This is a genomic window from Kitasatospora sp. NPDC094028 (assembly GCF_049543595.1).
Lineage (GTDB): Bacteria > Actinomycetota > Actinomycetes > Streptomycetales > Streptomycetaceae > Kitasatospora.
Window position 1 is genome coordinate 19,930 of sequence record NZ_JBMVFA010000035.1, and the last position, 16,710, is coordinate 36,639.

The following is a 16,710-nucleotide window of genomic DNA, read 5'->3' on the forward strand; positions in this document are numbered from 1 at the left end:
CTCACTCTGTGACGGGGCGCCACGCGACGGGTTCGCCGCCTCGCGGGTCGGCCCGGGGACGGTGCGGCGGGTGGTCAGGCCAGGGCCGGCAGGCCGAGCAGGAGGTCGGCCGCGGCGCTCCGGCCGCCCGCCGCGCGCTGTGCGGTGCCGATGCGTTCGGCACGCTCGCGGAAGGATCGGTCCCCGAGGACGCGGGTGAGCTTGTCCACGACGTCGTCCGGGTCGAGCTCCTGCGGTCGGTCCAGGGTCAGGCTGATCCCGAAGTCCCGTCCGCGCACGGCCTGGTCGTAGCAGTCCACCCACAGCGGCCGGACCACCAGCGGCTTCCCGAAGTACACACCCTCGTGGAAGCCGTTGCCGCCGCCGTGGGTGAAGAAGACCCCGACCTTGGGGTGGGCCAGCACGTCCAGCTGGGACGGCAGCCAGCTCTCGATCCGCAGGTTGCCCGGCAACTCGTCGCGCGGCGGCAGGAGGTGCTGCTGCTCGGCCGGCAGCCGCCACAGCACCTGGTGCCGGCCGTCCAGCCGCCGCGCGACCTCCACCAGGTCGCCCACCTGCGGCCGGGTGAGCCGGGTGATCGTACCGAAGCCCATGTAGACCACGGAGGACTGGGCGTCCAGCCAGTCCATGACACCGGTCGCGTCCGCGGCCCGCGAAGCCTCCGGCAGCGGCGGCACCATCGCCCCGACGAGCTCCACCTTCCCGGGAATTTCGAACGAATAGTCCAGTTCCCGCACAGAATTGCAAAGAACCATTTCCGCGCGGTCGATCCTGGTCATCGCGCTGGGTTTGGGAAGGCCGAGCTCCTTGCGCAGCCTGGCGTCCTCGGAGAGGACCTTGCCCATTGCGGGGTGGAGGAAGAGGGCGAGCGTGCGGAGCTTGAAGAGCCGGTTGCGCAGACGTTGGCCGAAATTCATCGGGTAGGGCAGACCGGAATGCGGGACGGGGAAATCGTTCGGCGTGTAGGAGGGCCCGAAGGGGCTGTGCGAGGTGAGTACGTTGCTCGGCAGGAACGGCACGCTCAGGACGAACGGAATGCCCCGGGTCAGGGCCAGGTCGACGGCGAAGGCGCTGACGCAGTCGATGACCATCAGGGCCGGCTCGCACTTGTCCACCACCCGGGCGAGCCGGCGGTACTTCTCCGCCTGCAGGTCGGGCCGGTAGGACTGGCGGATCACCGCGCGGTGCGCCTTGAACCGGGACGGCTGGGTGACCTGGCGGTACACCTCGTCGCTCCAGCTGACCGCGGACAGCTCGGAGAAGACCTCGCCGAGCGAGGCGAACTCCACCGCCGATCGGTCCGCGAGGCGCAGGACGTCCGCCCGCCGGGGCTCGTCGGTGGCGAACCAGAGGTCGGGCACGCCCCGGCGGGCCAGCTCGCCGGCCAGCACCAGCAGGGGGTTGAGCAGCCCGCTCTCCGGAAGGCTGACGAACAGGATCGGCCGTTGCGCGGTGCTCATCGGACTCCCTCGGGGTGGACGGTCGGGGCTGCACCCCACCTTGGTCTCACGCCCGGAACCGGGAATTCCTTAGTCCTCGGCCCGGCCGCCCCGGGATTCGGTCCGATCGTCCTCTTCTGTCCCGTTTCGGACCGGAGGCCGGCCGACAATGGGGAACTCATGGTTCCTCCATGTGTTTCCCGACGGCACACCCGGGGAATCGGTCGGCCGTCCACCAGGTTCGGAGTTCGACGCAGGCCGGGCGAGGATTGTTCGAATACCTGCGGTCTTCTTGACGGGCTCCATATACTCAGGGTCGGGGGACGTGAGTACGATGACTCCCTGTCAGCCGTTACTCAGTTCGTTCCGGGCAGGCCTCGGAATATCGGAAATCCCATCGGACCTCTCCCCCGTAGTCCCGATGGAATGGACCGGAATCCGAGTGCCGGCCGTAGTCGACCGATTTTGCCGACGGCGCCCGGGAATCCGCGCAGAGTTCGCTGCGGTTCCCGCCGGAGGAGAACGGGACGGGGGGTGTTCCGAGGAGTTTGAACCGCACTCGTGCCTTGAAGGGATCCGACTTTCGTGGCGATTTCTTATGCAACCCAGGCCGGTGCCGCAGGGACCATCGGGCCCGACCGCGCCCAGGACGGCGGCGCGGGATCGCAGCACCAACCGCAGGCCGGGCAGCCCGGCCTGACCATGGCCCAGCTCGACCGGGCCCTGACCATCCGGCAGGCCAACGAGGCCTTCTTCTGGCAGTTCGGGCGGTCCTCGACCGACCTGTGCGGCCGGACCTTCAGCGACCTCGTGCACCCGAGCGTCCAGCAGCCGCTCCTGCGGCAGTTCTCCGGCCTGATCGAGGGGCGGCGCGACCGCTTCGCCACCGATGTCATCGCCGTCGGTCCGGACGACGAGACGTTCACCGTTCCGCTCACCGCCGTCATGGTGCGCGGTGGGCTCCCCGACGAGTCGTCGATCCTCGTGATGATGCCCGACGGGCGTCCGGAGGCGGGCGGGTCCGAGGTCGTGGGCGGCCAGAGGAAGCTCCTGAGCGAGATCGACGCGAAGATCCTCGAAGGCATCGCGGCCGGCGTCTCGACCGTGCCGCTCGCCGCCCGGCTGTACCTCAGCCGCCAGGGCGTCGAGTACCACGTGACGTGCCTGCTGCGGAAGCTGCGGGTCCCCAACCGTGCGGCCCTGGTCTCCCGGGCCTACTCCATGGGGGCTCTCAAGGTCGGGGTCTGGCCGCCCAAGGTCGTCGAGAGCTTCGTCAAGTAGCCCCACCTGAGCCCGCCGGGGAGGTCCGGCGGGCCGAGGTCCGCCGCCGTTTTCCCGCCCGAACCGGCCACGGCGACACGACGGTTGCGCGACCATCTCGCCGGGCGGGCCGATGCGACGGGTGCTCTCAGCGAGCGGTGCCACAGCCGGGTCCTGGAGTCGTCGGCCCGAGGGCCGGCTCACGGCCTGCCCCTGGTGTCGTTCGGTGCGAGCCGCGTCCTAGGGTTGACGGTCATGGAGCTCACCCCTCGCCTGCTGGAACAGTTCGTGGTCCTCGCCGAGGAGCAGCATTTCGGGCATGCCGCCCGGCGTCTGTCGATGAGTCAGCCGCCGCTCAGTCAGGCGATCCAGCGTCTGGAGCGCGGCCTCGGAGTGCTGCTGTTCGAGCGCACCAGCAGGGGAGTGCGACTGACGGTGGCCGGGGCGGCCTTCGCGGCCGACGCCAAGCGGATGCTGGAGGCGCAGGAGGCGGCCGTGGCCCGGGTCCGACGGATATCCAAGGGCGTCGAGGGCACGGTCCAGCTCGGGTACGTGAGCAGCCTGGGCTACTGGCACCTGCCCCGGCTGCTCGCGATGGCCGCCCGGGAGTTGCCGGGCGTGCGGTTGAACGTCCGTCAGCGGAGTTCCGTCGAACTGTCCGAGCAGGTCCGGCAAGGGGCGGTGGACCTGGCGCTGGTCCGGTTGCCGGTTTCCGACCTCGCGGGGCTGGAGGTACGAGAGGCTGCCGAGGAGGGCACCGTGCTGGCCGTCCCGTGCGGCCATCCGCTTGCCGGGGCCGGGCCGGTGCCGCTCGCCCGGCTACGGGGCGAGGAGTTCGTGACCGCCGCGCAGCCGGCCATGCCCCGGATCCGCGCGCTGATCGAGGACGCCTGCCGCGAGGCCGGTTTCGAGTTGCGCACCCGCGCCCAGGCCGAGGACCTGACCAGCATGCTCGGCTGCACCGCGGCCGGGCTGTGCGTCTGCTTCGTCCCGGAGCGGGTCGCGGCGCTCGGTCACCCGATGATCCGCTTCGTCGCGATCGAGGGCGGCGACCGGTTGGTGACCACGGTCGCGGCGCTCAGCCGCCCGGACGCCGACCCGGCCGTCGCCACCCTGCTGGAGCTGATGGAGCGCCACCGCCCCGAGATCGAGGGCCCCGGGGCGGTGTACCCGCAGCAGGCGGCCGACGCGCGGGACGGTGGTCACCAGGCGAGCTCCGACGCGCCCAGCGGTTCCGCGGTGCGGGACAGGCACGGCACCAGCGAGGAGTAGCGCACCTGGGTCGGCAGGTAGCACACCTCTCCGAACGGCCCCCGCACGGTGACCAGTTCGGCCTCGTCCTGCGCGGGGTCGGGGGCGGGCAGCTCGACCACGTCCGCGCGCTGGAGCAGGCCCAGCCCCTGCACCCACATACAGACCTTCGCCAGGTCGACGTGCACCCGGTAGCTGCCGCCCTCCCGGGCCCGGCGGCGCAGCGCCTCCAGGGCACCCGCGGCGCCGATCACCGCGGCGAGGTAGTCGTTCAGCAGGTAGGTCGGGGGCAGCCGGGGCGCGTCGAACGAGCCCTCCTCGGCGGCGAGTCCCGTCGCGGCGCAGGCCAGTTGGTCGAAGCCGCCGCGCGCCGCCCACGGCCCCTCGGCCCCCCAGCCCAGGAAGTCCAGCACGACCAGTCCAGGCCGCTGCTCGGCCAGTGCCGCCGGGCCGTAGCCCTTGGCGTCCAGGCCCAGATAGTTGCAGACGTAGAGGTCGGTGCCGGCCAGCACGGACCGGAAGGCGGCGGCCTGGGCCGGGTCGAGCAGGTCGCAGAAGGCGGCCCGCTTGCCGATGCCGGTCTCGACGATCATCCCGACCGGGTCCGGGTGGTCGGGCGAGGACATGTGCAGCACGTCGGCTCCCAGTTCGGCGGCGATCCGGGCGGCGATCGGGCCGGCGATCACATGGGTGTTGTCCAGCACCCGCACCCCGGCCAGCGGCAGGCCCCGGTCCGTCGCGCCGGACAGCCCGGTCGGGAACGGCTCCGGCGCGCTCTCTCCGATCTTCTCGACCCGGATCAGCGGCCCGTCCCGCAGCAGCCGCCCCTGCGGATGCCGCTGCCACTCCTCCCGGGTGCGCACCGCGATCGCGGTGCCGCCCCGGGCGCAGACCGCCTCCTCCAGCTCCAGCGCGTCCCACTGGGCGACGGCGGCGGCGATCCGCTCCCGGCCCGGCGGGCAGTCCAGTACCTGGCAGGCGATGTCCCGCAGGTGCGGGTAGGAGAGCAGCACGTAGACGAACCGGTCGTCGGCCGCCCGGTAGAAGTCACTGCAGCCGAGCAGCTTGGGATCCTCCTGCAAGCGCGTGACCGGCACGCCCCGCATCCGGGTGTGGAACACCGCCATCAGCTGGCGCACCGCCGCCGTCACCGAGACCGTGACGTCCTGCGCCGCGCCGCCGCGCTCCCGGTGGAACGCGGCGGCCTCGGTGCCCAGGGCGGCCAGGGCGGCCGCCGCGGCGTCGCCGATCCGGTGCACCGAAGGCGTCACCGGGTCGGCCCCCTCGATCACCACGCTGCCGCCCGCCTCCGCCGCCGTGATCCCCAACTCGCGGTACAGGCCCGCCAGGGCCCCGTACGCCGCACTGGTCCGCTGAGCCTGATCGATTGCCATGTCCGGCTCTCCTCCCGGAGACGACGAGCCGCGTCCGCCGCGGCAGCCGACCCGGTCGGGCGGCCTCCACCAGAACAGCCGGTCCGGCGCGACACCGTCCAATACGGATTCCCCGAATCACCGATATCCGGGCCCATATGACCCGAGGCGGCGGCGCGTGAATATCCTCCGCCCTATCGATCGGGAGCCCAACTCGTATTGGACGGTGCCGATTTCCCGGGGCTTTCCTGGATTGCGGAACGAGACGACGCGGCGCGCCGCCCGCCTCCCACCCGACACCTCAGGAGGTACCGGCAGATGACCCAGCAGCCCAGCGGTCCGTCCGGGCGAGGACTCCTCGCCGGAGTCCGCGTCATCGAACTGGCCAGCGTGATCATGGTCCCGTACGCCGCCCAGCAACTCGGCGACCTGGGCGCGGACGTGATCAAGGTCGAGCCGCCGTCCGGTGACATGACGCGCCACTACCCGCCGCTGCGCCACCCCGGCATGGGCGGCGCCGCACTCAACCTGAACCGGAACAAGCGCAGCGTCGCCATCGACCTCAAGGCCCCGCACGGCCGCGACGCCCTGCTCGCCCTGCTGCACGCCGCCGACATCTTCATCACCAACCTGCGCCCGCAGGCGCTGACCCGGCTCCGCCTGGACTACGCCGAGGTCGCGGCCGTCAACCCCGGCCTGATCTACGCCAACGCGCAGGGCTTCCGCGCCGACAGCAGCCACGGCACCCACGCCGCCTACGACGACATCGTCCAGGCCGCCAGCGGCCTGGTCTGGCTCAACCACCAGGTCTCCGGCCAGCCGCACTACGTGCCGACCGTGCTGGCCGACAAGATCTGCGGCATGCAGATCGCCCAGTCGGTGCTGGCCGCGCTGCACTACCGGGAACACGGCGGCGCCGGCCAGCACATCGAGGTCCCGATGGTCGACACCATGCTCGCCTTCAACCTGGTCGAGCACCTGGGCGCCGCCAGTCTGGAGCCGGACGGCGCCTTCGGCGCGACCCGCTCGCTCAGTACGCAGCGCCGCGCCCAGCGCACCGCGGACGGCTGGATGTGCATCCTGCCGCACAGCGACCGCAACTGGCGGGACTTCACCGACTTCGTCGCCCGTCCCGAACTGGCCACCGACCCGCGCTTCGCCACCGGCCCCGACCGGGCCCACCACGCGGACGAGCTCTACCGGCTGATGGCGGAACTGGCGCCGGAGCACACCAGCGCCCAGTGGCAGGAGTTCTGCGACCGGGTCGGCATCGCCGCCGCCCCGGTGCTCGACCTGGAGTCCGCCGCCACCACCGCCTACGCCCGCGAGGGGCGCCTGCTCCACGAGGCCGACCACCCCACCGAGGGACGCTACCGGGTCATCGGCCGCCCGGTCCGCTACTCGGCCGACCCCGAGCCGCCGCTGCGGCCCTGCCCGGCCATCGGCCAGCACACCGAGGAAGTCCTCGGCGAGGTCGGCTTCGACCCCGCGCTGCTGCACTCCGCCCACTGACCCACCGGATTTCCCACGACCGAATCCCGATCGGCCCATTACTCCCCATCGACCCATACGGAGCGAACCATGTCCACGGCGACGATGTCCCCACTCGGACTTCTCGAAACGACCCTGGCCGAAGCCGTCCTGCCCGAATCGGCCCGGCAGCTGCGCCTTGAGGTGCGCGCCTTCCTCGACGAGGAGCGTGCCCGGGGCACCGTGCTCGGCCGCCCCGACTCCTGGCTGGCCGGCTGGGATCCCGGGTTCACCCGTCGGCTCGCCGAACGGGGCTGGGTCGGCATGGCGCTGCCCACCGAGTACGGCGGCGCCGGGCGCGGCTTCCTGGAGCGCTACGTGGTGATCGAGGAACTCCTGGCCGCCGGCGCGCCGGTGAGCGCGCACTGGGTCTCCGACCGGCAGGTCGGCCCGTCCATCCTGCAGCACGGCACCGAGGAGCAGCGCCGCTTCTTCCTGCCCCGGATCGCCGCCGGCGAGTGCTTCTTCTCCATCGGGATGAGCGAGAAGAGCAGCGGCTCCGACCTCGCCTCCGTCCGCACCCGCGCCGAACGCACCGGTGACGGCTGGCGGTTGACCGGCACGAAGATGTGGACCGGCGGCGCCCACGTCAACGACTACGCCATCGTGCTGGCCCGCACCGAGGAGGCCGAGGACAGGCACGCCGGACTGAGCCAGTTCCTCGTGGACCTGCGCGCCCCCGGTGTGCGGATCGAGCCGATCCACCTGATGAGCGGCGAGCACCGCTTCAACGCCTTCCACCTGGAGGGCGTCCACGTCCCGGGCGGCATGCTCCTCGGACAGCAGGGCGACGGCTGGAAGCAGGTCACCGGCGAACTCGCCTTCGAGCGCAGCGGGCCGGAGCGCTACCTGTCCACCTTCCCGCTGCTGGTCTCCCTGCTGCGTGAGCTCGACCAGCGCGCCGTGACCGCCGAACAGCTCACCCAGGTCGGCCTCCTGACCGCCCGCCTGCACAGCATCCGCCGGCTCTCCCTCGGAGTGGCCGCCGCCCTCGACGCCGGCGCCTCGCCCGACACGCAGGCCGCTCTGGTCAAGGACCTCGGCACCCGCCTGGAGGGCGCGCTCGTCGAGGTCGTCCGCGGCATCCTGCCCACCCCGGCCGACCCGCACGCCACCCCCGGCAGCCACGCCGAACTGCTCGCCTTCGCCCTGCTGCACAGCCCCGGCTACACCCTGCGCGGCGGCGCCAACGAAATCCTTCGCGGCATCATCACTCGTGGACTGGAGCAGCACCGATGAACACCCACACCGTCGACACCAGCGCCGCCGCCATCTCCGCCGACGACTACGACACCACCGCCTTCTTCGCCGACCCGGACGCCATCGCCACCGTCACCAACACCGCCGACTCCCGGGCCGTGCCCCTGCCCGGTCCGGACGCCGGCACCGCCGAGCTCCTCGCCGCCGTCCAGGAGGCCGGCCGCCGGGCCGTCCCCGGCCCGTTCGCCGAGACCGCCCTGGTCGCCCGCCCGCTGCTGCGCCGTGCCGACCTGCCGGTGCCCGAAGGGCCGCTCACCTACGCCATCGCCCCCGAGCTGACGATCCGCCACGCGCACCCGGCCGCCTCCGCGGTCGGCTCGGCCGGCAGTGTGGGCGAGGACGACACCCTGCTGGTCGCCGGTACCCTGCGGCGCGTCCCCTGGGCCCGCACCGCGACCGCCGTGGTGGTGCTCGCCCACGCCCCCTTCGGCCCCGTCCTGTTCACCCTCGCCCCGGACCAGGCGGTCCTCGCCGCCGGCTCCAACCTGGCCGAGGAAGCACGCGACGACCTGCACCTCGCCGGTGTCGAGATCCCCGCCACGCGGGTCCGCCGGATCCCCCGCGAGCTCCTGGCGGAGGCCGAGTCGCGGGCGGCCCTGGCCCGGGCGGCCCTGATCGCCGGAGCCGGCGAGCGCTGCGTCGAGCTGACGGTCGCGCACACCACGGCGAGGGCCCAGTTCGGCCGCCCGCTCAACCGCTTCCAGGCCGTCAAGCAGGAGGAGGCGAAGCTGATCGAGGAAGCCGCGATGGTCCGCGCCGCCGTCCGGGCCGCCGCCGCCCCGCTGGACGCCGGTCCTGCGGCCGCCCGGTTCGCCGTCGCCTGCGCGAAGACCCAGGCCTCCGCCTCGGCCGCCGAGATCGCCCGGATCGCCCACCAGCTGCACGGTGCCATCGGCTTCACCAAGCTCCACCCGCTCCACCTCGCCACCACCCGGCTCTGGTCCTGGCGCGACGAGGACGGCGACGAGACCACCTGGGCCACCCGCCTGGCCCGTACCCTCACGGCCGACACCCTCTGGTCCACCCTCAGCACCACGCCGTGACGCTGTGTCGGCCACCCAGCGTAGGGTGCACGCAACAGCACCCCGTACCGGAGACGTGATGACCACCACCACCAGCGCTCGCCTCGTCACCACCCTGGCCGCGCCACTGGACCCGGCCGAGGCTGATGCCCCGTCCGTCCTGTGCCGGCCGGGCCGACGACTGCTGGTGCAGCAGAGCGACTCCGAGCTCATTGCCTACGACCTGGACGAGCTGACCAGCGGGACGGGCGAGCCGACGGTGACGCGCTTCCCGGCCCCCTGGCCGCGCCGGTTCGGCACGGCGACGGTAGCGCCGCAGCGGGATCTCGCCGTGTTCCTCGGCAGGCACGCCCTGCGGGCGGTGGACGCGACGGGCACGGTGCGCTGGGAGATCGGGCACGGCTGCTGGGAGCGCCGCTGTCGTGCGCTGCACACGTCGTTCGACGACTACGCGCGCTCCCATGACCACAGGTACCCCGACAGCGGGTCGGCGACGTTCTCTGCCGACGGATCGGTCGTCTGGGCCCACATCCGCAAGCAGTTCGCGACGGACGAGGGACCGCAGGAGCCCACCGACGAGTGGCTCGTTCTGGACGCCGCCGACGGACGGGTGCTGGGGCGGGCAGACACTCAGACCACGGCCTACTCTTCACGGCACATGCCGCCCCCGACACCCGACCGGATGGGAATGGATGTCAACGAGGGCGAGGAAGCACAACCCATACTGTGGGGTCACTGGAACGGCACCGAACTGGCCGTTGATCGGTTGGGCCCGGGCGACAGGATCTTGCTCGCGCTGAGTCCGTCGGGTGACCGGATGCTGACGGTCGGCCATGAGCAGGACACACTTGCTCTGCACCGGGTCACGGATGGTTCGGTCGTGGCCGAGGTGGCGGCTGAGACCGTCGCTCCGTCCTACGACGATCCGGAGGACGTGTGGTGGGACTACGACGGTGGCTTCCTCGATGCGCAGACCGTCGTCATCGGGACGACCGACTCGGACGTTGGTACCGAACTGCACTGGCTGGTGGACACGGCTCGGATGCGGGTGACCGCCCGGATCGACTATCCGTTCCCGATCTCCGGCAGCCCAAAGGCACTCGGCGACGGCACCTGGTACACGGTCTCCGAGGCGGGGGACGCGCTGCACCTGTGGACCCTGCAGTCCTGAGCAGCCAGAGAGCCATCTCGCGAACCGGAATCCCGGCCCCTTCTTGCGTCGGGCCGGATGCGCTGTCACCACTCCTCACCCAGACTGATGTGCGTGTTCGCCGACGGGACAGCCCGCGAAGGTGAATCGGAAGCGGAGCTGCGAACCCGACGGCTCGCCGGACGCCTGTCATGGGGATCCCGGAAGTCGGCAAAGGCCGGAGACGCCTGATTTCGCCTGGGGGGCGGTCGCATGGACGGCGCTGGACCTGTCCAGGGCAAGGCCGAACTGCCGGGCGGAGTGCTGATACCGCATCCGCGTGAGGCTGCTGCGCCGCCGCCCGCGGAGTCGGGCGACGTCGACTTCTGCGGCGACGCCCTGCTCCTGCTGACCGGGCCCTTCTTCCCCGGGCCGGTCTCGCTCGCGGACTCACCGGGCTTCGCCGTACCGGCGGACGGCCGACTCGATCCGGACGGGCGGCTCACGCTGGTGCACCGGTCCCTGGACCAGTTCCTGCGCGGCTCGCTCACCTTCGGCAATCCGCCGGTCGACCTGCTCACCCACTTCGCCGGGTCGGAGGAGTTCGACGCGCGGCTGACGGCGATCGTGCGGGAGACGACGGCGCTACCGGTGGAGCTGCACGTCACCGGCATCCTGTTCCCGGACGGCTACGGGTCGGTGGCCGTGCACATGCGCGCCGCCGAGGGGTGGACCGGGAGGCGGCGGGAACAGCTCATCGACGGCTTCGGGCCGAAGGGCCGCGACGACCTCACCGCGCGAATCAGGGACGAACTGCTGCCGGCCCTGACCGCTATGTCCGACCGGTGCCGACAGGGGCCGCCGTGTCCCACGGTCCTGCCCTACTTCAACCTCACCTACGCGGGCGGCACCACCCACCCGGCACCCGGCCGGGCGACTCTCTCCGACGCGCTGCGGCACCTGATCTACCCCCGCTCCGCCGCGCCGATCCCCTCCGAATCAACGTGGCCGCAGGAGTTCTTCTACCCCGGATACGCCTTCTTCCTGCTGGCCTCCCGGGACGACCCCGGCGACACGCTCGGCCAACTCGAACACCTTCTCGGCCAGTTGAACGTGCACTACGCCCGGCTCGAACGCTCCGCCGGCGCCGCGGAACGGATCGTCCGCGACATGGCACTGGACGAGGACCCGGAGCTGCTCATCGCCCTGGAACGACGGCTGCGCGCCGACTACCAGGCGCTGGTGCGGCCCACGTTCAGCTACGACTTCCACGTGCTCAAGCTGCGCGACAGCGTCCTGGCGGCGTGGGAGACCGAAAAGGTGCGCGAGCGCACCGACACCCTGCTCGAAATGGCCCGGCGCGCGGTGGAACGCAAACTGGAGCACGACCAGATGCGTCGGGTGACGAAGGTCAATCTCGCAGTGACGATCGTGGCTATCCTGAGCTTCGTCCAGTGCGTCGACTCGGCCCTCAACCTGTGGTCGAGGTTCTTCGAGTAAGAGGGGTGGGGATCATGCCGGTGGACGTGCAGATCTGCGTCGCGGACGGGCTGATCTACGACGGTCTCGACTACGCCGACCGGATCGAGCAGCGGCTGACCCGGGCCGGCCTGAGCTGCGGCCGCCTGAACCTGGTGACCGAGGCAGGCGATCTGACCACGCGACGGCCACAGCCGGCCCTGGCGTACGTGTTCACCGGAGGCCAGACCTCGGTGCACTCCGACGCCGCGTGGATGCGCGCGACCATCAAGCTGATGGGGGAGCTCGTCGCCGACGCGAACGGCCGCGACGGCGACACCGGCCCCGCGGTGGTCGGCGTGTGCCTGGGCTCGCAGCTGATCGCCGAGGCGTTGCGTCCGGGCTCGATCATCGACACCTCGGGCATCGAGGTCGGCCTGACCGAGGTGAACCGGGTCGGCGACCGCGAGGGCGTCGGTGTCGTGCCGTCGTTCCACTACCAGGCGATCAGTTCGCAGATCGAGGAAGTGGACGGCGTGCGCATCGAGTACCGCAACGAGCACACCTCCGTCCAGGCGCTGAGCTACGGCGAGCGGGTCTTCGGATGTCAGTTCCACCCCGAGCTGACCCCGGACGACGTGCGCCGGCTGATCGACTTCAACGAGGACGTCATCAGCCGCTGGCACGGCGACGCGGCCGCTGCGCACCGCTCGGTCGAGCAGTACCGGGACGAACTGCCGGAGGACCTCTTCGAGCGCCTGGTGATCGACCGCATCACGCGCTGACGCCGACAGGCGCGTCCCCTGGGCGGTGCCCACTCCTCCCGGGCGGCGATTCCTGCGCCGGCCGGAGGTGGTCGCCCGGGTCGCCCCGGCCGACAAGGTGAAGGTGGTCGAGCCTGCTGATGCCCGCCTGGGGCGCTACCTCTTCCAGTGGCACAGGTCCGGCGGACCTGGCCCAGCGAGGTCGGCTGACGAACCCGCAGTCTCGCCGGTCCCCGCCCGCCGCCCATAATGACCACTATGCAGTTCACCTCCGGCGGCACCCGCGGCCCGCGATTTGACCAGGACAGGTACGACCTGAGCCTTGGTAACAACGTCTACGGCTTTCTCCCGTCAGCGGTGAGCGCCCTGGACGTCGCACAGGCCTTCCATGCGGCAGGTTGGCGGGTACGCAAGTCCAGCTGGACCGAGTTCGAGGTCGGGCACACCTACGCCGAGCTGGAGCTGTTCCCCGAGACACCCGTGAGATTCGGGGGTGTCGTGGTTCCCGAACGGATTGACGATCTTCTGTCCGCATTCGCCGCTCTCGGACTGTCCTATACCGTCGAGCTGTATGACCAGGACGACAACGAAACGATCTACCGGTCGTGAATCCCAACGCAGACTGACAGGTCACCAGCTCTGCACGTCTGTCCGTACGCACCTCTGCACCGAAGGCAGTACGCCCACAGCGTGCGTCAAACGCCCTTCAGAACACGATCAAGTGCCGCCCGGCCTGCAGGTCCCCAGTGCGGCTTGCCGCCGGGAAGGCCCCGATCTCCGTTCTTCCCCATGAGCATCAGGAACAGGCTCTTCATAGCAGCCAGCCCGCGGGCGCGCCGGATCGCCGCCTCGTCTGCGTGCGCGTACATGTCGAAGAACCGTGAGGCCGTGCCCGCGGGCAGCAGCACCCATGCGGCGGCGAGGTCCCACGCCGGATCGCCGGCGAACACGGCACCGAAGTCGACGATGCCCGAGAGCGTTCCGTCTGAGACGACGACGTTCGCGGGCTGGAGGTCGCCGTGCACCCACACCGGCCGCCCCTCCCACGCGTGGGCCGCCCCGGCGTCGTCCCAGACGGCCCGGACGTCGGCAGCAATGTCGTCGGGGACAACAGCCTGGAAGAAGTGGTCGAAGCCCCCCGTGCAGTCCCTGGGATGGGCACCGAAGTCCGTAGAGATCGGCGCCTCGGCGGGCGCCTCCACGTGGAGCGCCCGGAGGAAGCCCGCCAGCGTGTCGGCTGCGTGGTCGCCGCGGCTGATCGAGGCGTGGTCCAGCGGCTCGCCGGGAACCGACCTCGGCGCGGACGGCTTCGCCCAGCTGCCACCCGGCATGATCACCACCCGGGCCCGCCGCCCCGCGTAGCGCCGCCCGCGGCGGGCCGGCGGGGCCCGGCCCACTGCCGTACCGGCCCTCGCACCAGCTGACACGCGCGGAGAGTGTCTGCCCAGCCCGCGAAAGTGTCGCGGCTCCCGGACATTTCGCCCGGTTACGCCCCTCCTGAGGAGACGCAATCGGGTGAGGCCGGCAGGCCGCACGGTCAGGTGATCGTCGGGCTGCGGCGTTCGAGGAGGACGACGTCGCGCCAGCGGTCGTGGTGGCGGCCGATCCGCTCCCGGACCCCGATCCGGCGGAATCCGGCCCGCTCGTGCAGGGCGAGGCTGGCGGTGTTCTCGGGGAAGATCCCGGACTGGATCGTCCAGATCCCGGCCTGCTCGGTCGAGGCGATCAGTGCGTCCAGGAGGCGAGCCCCTACGCCGCGGCCGCGGGCGTCGGGATGGACATAGACGGAGTGCTCGACGACGCCGGCGTACGCGCACCGGTCGGAGACCTGGACAGCGGTGACCCAGCCGAGCACCCGGCCCGCCGGGTCGACGGCGACCAGGCGGTGGTCCGGCAGTCGGGCGGCGTCGAAGGCCTCCCAGCTGGGGGCGGCGGTCTCGAAGGTCGCGTCGCCGCCGTCGATGCCGAGCTGATAGATCGCCAGGACCTGCTCGGCGTGTTCGGGCAGCATGCCGGTGACCTTCACCGGCTCGGCGGCGGTCACTTCGCGGGCTCGATGTCGAGGTCGGCGAGCAGGTCGCGGATCCGCTGCGCGATCTGGTCGCGGATCGGGCGGACCGCGTCGACGCCCTGGCCGGCCGGGTCGTCCAGCTTCCAGTCGAGATAGGTCTTGCCGGGGAAGTACGGGCAGGCGTCGCCGCAGCCCATGGTGATCACCACGTCGGAGGCCTGGACCGCCTCGACGGTCAGGACCTTCGGGATCTCGGCGGAGATGTCGATGCCGACCTCCCGCAGGGCCTCGACGACCGCGGGGTTCACGGTCTCGGCGGGGGCGGAGCCGGCCGAGCGGACCTGGACCCGGTCGCCGCCGAGGCGGGTGAGGAAGGCGGCGGCCATCTGGGACCGGCCGGCGTTGTGCACGCAGACGAACAGCACGGACGGGACGGCGGGAGTGCTCACGAAAGTGGGTCCTTGATCTCGGGGACGGGTGGAAGGAGGCAGGTCAGCGGCCGGCCGCGGCCGGGTGGTGGTCGTCGTGCGGGACGACGACGTCCTCGGCGGCAGGCGTCGGGCGGCCGAACAGCACCGCGACCAGGGCGACCCCGATGGCCAGTCCGACGAACTGGGCGGCGACGAACGGCAGCACGGAGGCGGGAGCGATACCGGCGAAGGTGTCGGTGAACGCGCGGCCGATGGTCACCGCCGGGTTCGCGAAGCTGGTCGAGGACGTGAACCAGTAGGCGGCGCCGATGCAGGAGGCGACGGCGACCGGCGCGAAGTGCGCGCGGCCGACCCGGGCCAGGCCGAGGACCAGCAGGATCAGGCCGGCGGTCGCGACGACCTCGCCCAGCCACAGGTGCGGCGCCCAGCGGTCGTGCGTCGACCAGCGCACCAGCGGCTCGCCGAACATCGCGTCCGCCAGCACCGCGCCGCCGACCGCGCCGGCGATCTGGGCCGGGACATAGGCCGCGACCTCCCGCAGATCGGGGCCTTCGCCGCCGCGGCGGCCGGTCCACCAGGCGGCCAGGGTCACGGCCGGGTTGAAGTGGGCGCCGGAGACCGGGCCGAGCAGCAGGATCAGCACGCCGAGGCCGAACACGGTCGCGAGCGAGTTGGCCAGCAACTGGACGCCGACGTCCTGGGACAGCTTGCTGGCCTGGATGCCGGAGCCGACCACGACGGCGACCAGCGCGCCGGTCCCCACGAACTCGACCGCCGCCCGGCGGCCCAACGGAGCCGTCCCGGTCACCTGGACCCGCCAACGGCCGGCGCCTGCAGCAGGGCGGACAGCTTGGCCAGCGCGGCGGGCAGGACCCAGTAGTAGACCCAGGTGCCACGGCGCTCGGAGCCGACCAGGCCGGCCTCGCGCAGGACCTTGAGGTGGTGGGAGATCGTCGGCTGGGACACGTCGAACGGGCCGGTCAGGTCGCAGACGCAGGCCTCGCCCCCGTCGTGCGAGGCGATCAGCGACAGCAGCCGCAGCCGCACCGGGTCGGAGAGGGCCTTGAACATCTTCGCCAGGTCGGCGGCGGCGTCCTCGCCCAGCGGCTCGCGGACCATCGGCGAGCAGCACGCGGCCGCGTCGTCCTGCCCGAGCACCTGAAGTTCCAGATTCGACATACGTCTATGTTGACAGTCATCTATGTGGGTGGCAACGTCGACCATATCGACGACTGTCGAATCAAGACCTCGGATCGGGGAGAACCGCCATGTCCCGCGTTCAGCTCGCCCTGCGCGTCGCCGACCTCGAAGGCTCCGTCGCCTTCTACTCCAAGCTCTTCGGGACCGAGCCCGCCAAGCGCCGGCCCGGTTACGCGAACTTCGCCATCGCCGAGCCGCCGCTCAAGCTCGTTCTCATCGAGGGCGAGCCCGGCGAGGACACCCGCATGGACCACCTCGGCGTCGAGGTCGAGAGCACCGGGCAGGTCATCGCCGCCACAACCCGCCTCAAGGACGCGGGACTTGCCACCTTCGAGGAGAACGACACCTCCTGCTGCTACGCCGTCCAGGACAAGGTCTGGGTCACGGGCCCCGGCAAGGAGCCCTGGGAGGTCTACGTCGTCAAGTCCGACGCCGCCACCCTCGGCAAGCACGTAGACGGCGCCCCCACCGCCTGCTGCACCAGCACCGACCAGAGGCCGCGCGACGCGGCGCCGCGGGACGGGCGTGGTCCGATCGGATGACGGTCCCCGCACCACCGATCGGCTGCGCCCGGCGGACCCC

Annotated in this window: 16 protein-coding genes and 1 pseudogene; 10 read left to right on the forward strand and 7 right to left on the reverse strand. The window is 71.6% G+C overall.

The window, feature by feature from the left end; genetic code table 11:
* Positions 1 to 74 precede the first annotated feature (74 nt).
* Positions 75 to 1,460: a glycosyltransferase gene (locus ACPC54_RS34350; protein WP_498970381.1), complete on the reverse strand. Its 1,386-nt coding sequence runs from the start codon at positions 1,458 to 1,460 to the stop codon at positions 75 to 77.
* A gap of 681 nt (positions 1,461 to 2,141) precedes the next feature.
* Between ACPC54_RS34350 and ACPC54_RS34355 the strand changes: the two genes are divergently transcribed.
* Positions 2,142 to 2,720: a LuxR C-terminal-related transcriptional regulator gene (locus ACPC54_RS34355; RefSeq protein ID WP_498970446.1), complete on the forward strand. Its 579-nt coding sequence runs from the start codon at positions 2,142 to 2,144 to the stop codon at positions 2,718 to 2,720.
* A 234-nt stretch (positions 2,721 to 2,954) separates the two neighbouring features.
* Positions 2,955 to 3,971, forward strand: a complete 1,017-nt coding sequence (locus ACPC54_RS34360; protein WP_498970382.1) for a LysR family transcriptional regulator — start codon at positions 2,955 to 2,957, stop codon at positions 3,969 to 3,971.
* On the opposite strand, the gene ACPC54_RS34365 is transcribed toward ACPC54_RS34360, so the two are convergent.
* Positions 3,902 to 5,344, reverse strand: a complete 1,443-nt coding sequence (locus ACPC54_RS34365; RefSeq protein ID WP_498970383.1) for a CoA transferase — start codon at positions 5,342 to 5,344, stop codon at positions 3,902 to 3,904. The two genes, ACPC54_RS34360 and ACPC54_RS34365, sit on opposite strands and share 70 nt — an antisense overlap.
* Positions 5,345 to 5,641: 297 nt before the next feature.
* Here ACPC54_RS34365 and ACPC54_RS34370 point away from each other — a divergent pair, with 297 nt between their 5' ends.
* The 7 genes from ACPC54_RS34370 to ACPC54_RS34400 all read left to right on the forward strand — a co-directional run bounded on the left by ACPC54_RS34370 (position 5,642) and on the right by ACPC54_RS34400 (position 13,095).
* Positions 5,642 to 6,835: a CaiB/BaiF CoA transferase family protein gene (locus ACPC54_RS34370; RefSeq protein WP_498970384.1), complete on the forward strand. Its 1,194-nt coding sequence runs from the start codon at positions 5,642 to 5,644 to the stop codon at positions 6,833 to 6,835.
* Positions 6,836 to 6,904: 69 nt separating this feature from the next.
* Positions 6,905 to 8,092 (forward strand): acyl-CoA dehydrogenase family protein, encoded by a 1,188-nt coding sequence (locus ACPC54_RS34375; protein ID WP_498970385.1) that lies wholly within the window; start codon positions 6,905 to 6,907, stop codon positions 8,090 to 8,092.
* The gene (locus tag ACPC54_RS34380; protein WP_498970386.1) at positions 8,089 to 9,156 is read left to right on the forward strand and encodes an acyl-CoA dehydrogenase family protein; all 1,068 of its coding nucleotides are present in this window, start codon (positions 8,089 to 8,091) and stop codon (positions 9,154 to 9,156) included. Before ACPC54_RS34375 ends, ACPC54_RS34380 begins: the two co-directional genes overlap by 4 nt.
* A gap of 58 nt (positions 9,157 to 9,214) precedes the next feature.
* A complete protein-coding gene (locus ACPC54_RS34385; protein WP_498970387.1) occupies positions 9,215 to 10,306 on the forward strand; it encodes a hypothetical protein in 1,092 nt (363 codons plus the stop codon).
* A gap of 231 nt (positions 10,307 to 10,537) precedes the next feature.
* Positions 10,538 to 11,764, forward strand: a complete 1,227-nt coding sequence (locus ACPC54_RS34390; protein ID WP_498970388.1) for a hypothetical protein — start codon at positions 10,538 to 10,540, stop codon at positions 11,762 to 11,764.
* Between the two features lie 14 nt (positions 11,765 to 11,778).
* Entirely contained in the window at positions 11,779 to 12,507 is a 729-nt protein-coding gene (locus tag ACPC54_RS34395) for a type 1 glutamine amidotransferase (RefSeq protein ID WP_498970389.1), read from the forward strand.
* 237 nt (positions 12,508 to 12,744) lie between these two features.
* Positions 12,745 to 13,095 carry a hypothetical protein gene (locus tag ACPC54_RS34400; protein ID WP_498970390.1) on the forward strand — a complete coding sequence of 117 codons (351 nt, stop codon included), beginning with the start codon at positions 12,745 to 12,747 and terminating at the stop codon, positions 13,093 to 13,095.
* 86 nt (positions 13,096 to 13,181) lie between these two features.
* On the opposite strand, the pseudogene ACPC54_RS34405 reads toward ACPC54_RS34400, so the two are convergent.
* From ACPC54_RS34405 to ACPC54_RS34425, 5 genes and pseudogenes are all read right to left on the reverse strand, one after another.
* Positions 13,182 to 13,775, reverse strand: a pseudogene (locus tag ACPC54_RS34405) (phosphotransferase); the annotation flags it as partial.
* 248 nt (positions 13,776 to 14,023) lie between these two features.
* Positions 14,024 to 14,497 (reverse strand): GNAT family N-acetyltransferase, encoded by a 474-nt coding sequence (locus tag ACPC54_RS34410; RefSeq protein ID WP_498970447.1) that lies wholly within the window; start codon positions 14,495 to 14,497, stop codon positions 14,024 to 14,026.
* A 29-nt stretch (positions 14,498 to 14,526) separates the two neighbouring features.
* On the reverse strand, positions 14,527 to 14,946 hold the full coding sequence (locus tag ACPC54_RS34415) for an arsenate reductase ArsC (RefSeq protein ID WP_498970391.1): 420 nt from the start codon (positions 14,944 to 14,946) through the stop codon (positions 14,527 to 14,529).
* A 43-nt stretch (positions 14,947 to 14,989) separates the two neighbouring features.
* Complete coding sequence (locus tag ACPC54_RS34420; RefSeq protein ID WP_498970392.1) at positions 14,990 to 15,736, reverse strand: aquaporin; 747 nt, start codon at positions 15,734 to 15,736, stop codon at positions 14,990 to 14,992.
* Complete coding sequence (locus tag ACPC54_RS34425) at positions 15,733 to 16,107, reverse strand: ArsR/SmtB family transcription factor (protein ID WP_498970393.1); 375 nt, start codon at positions 16,105 to 16,107, stop codon at positions 15,733 to 15,735. Before ACPC54_RS34425 ends, ACPC54_RS34420 begins: the two co-directional genes overlap by 4 nt.
* Positions 16,108 to 16,196: 89 nt before the next feature.
* On the opposite strand from ACPC54_RS34425, the gene ACPC54_RS34430 reads away from it, so the two are divergent.
* Positions 16,197 to 16,670 carry an ArsI/CadI family heavy metal resistance metalloenzyme gene (locus ACPC54_RS34430; RefSeq protein ID WP_498970394.1) on the forward strand — a complete coding sequence of 158 codons (474 nt, stop codon included), beginning with the start codon at positions 16,197 to 16,199 and terminating at the stop codon, positions 16,668 to 16,670.
* The last annotated feature ends 40 nt before the right edge of the window (positions 16,671 to 16,710 follow it).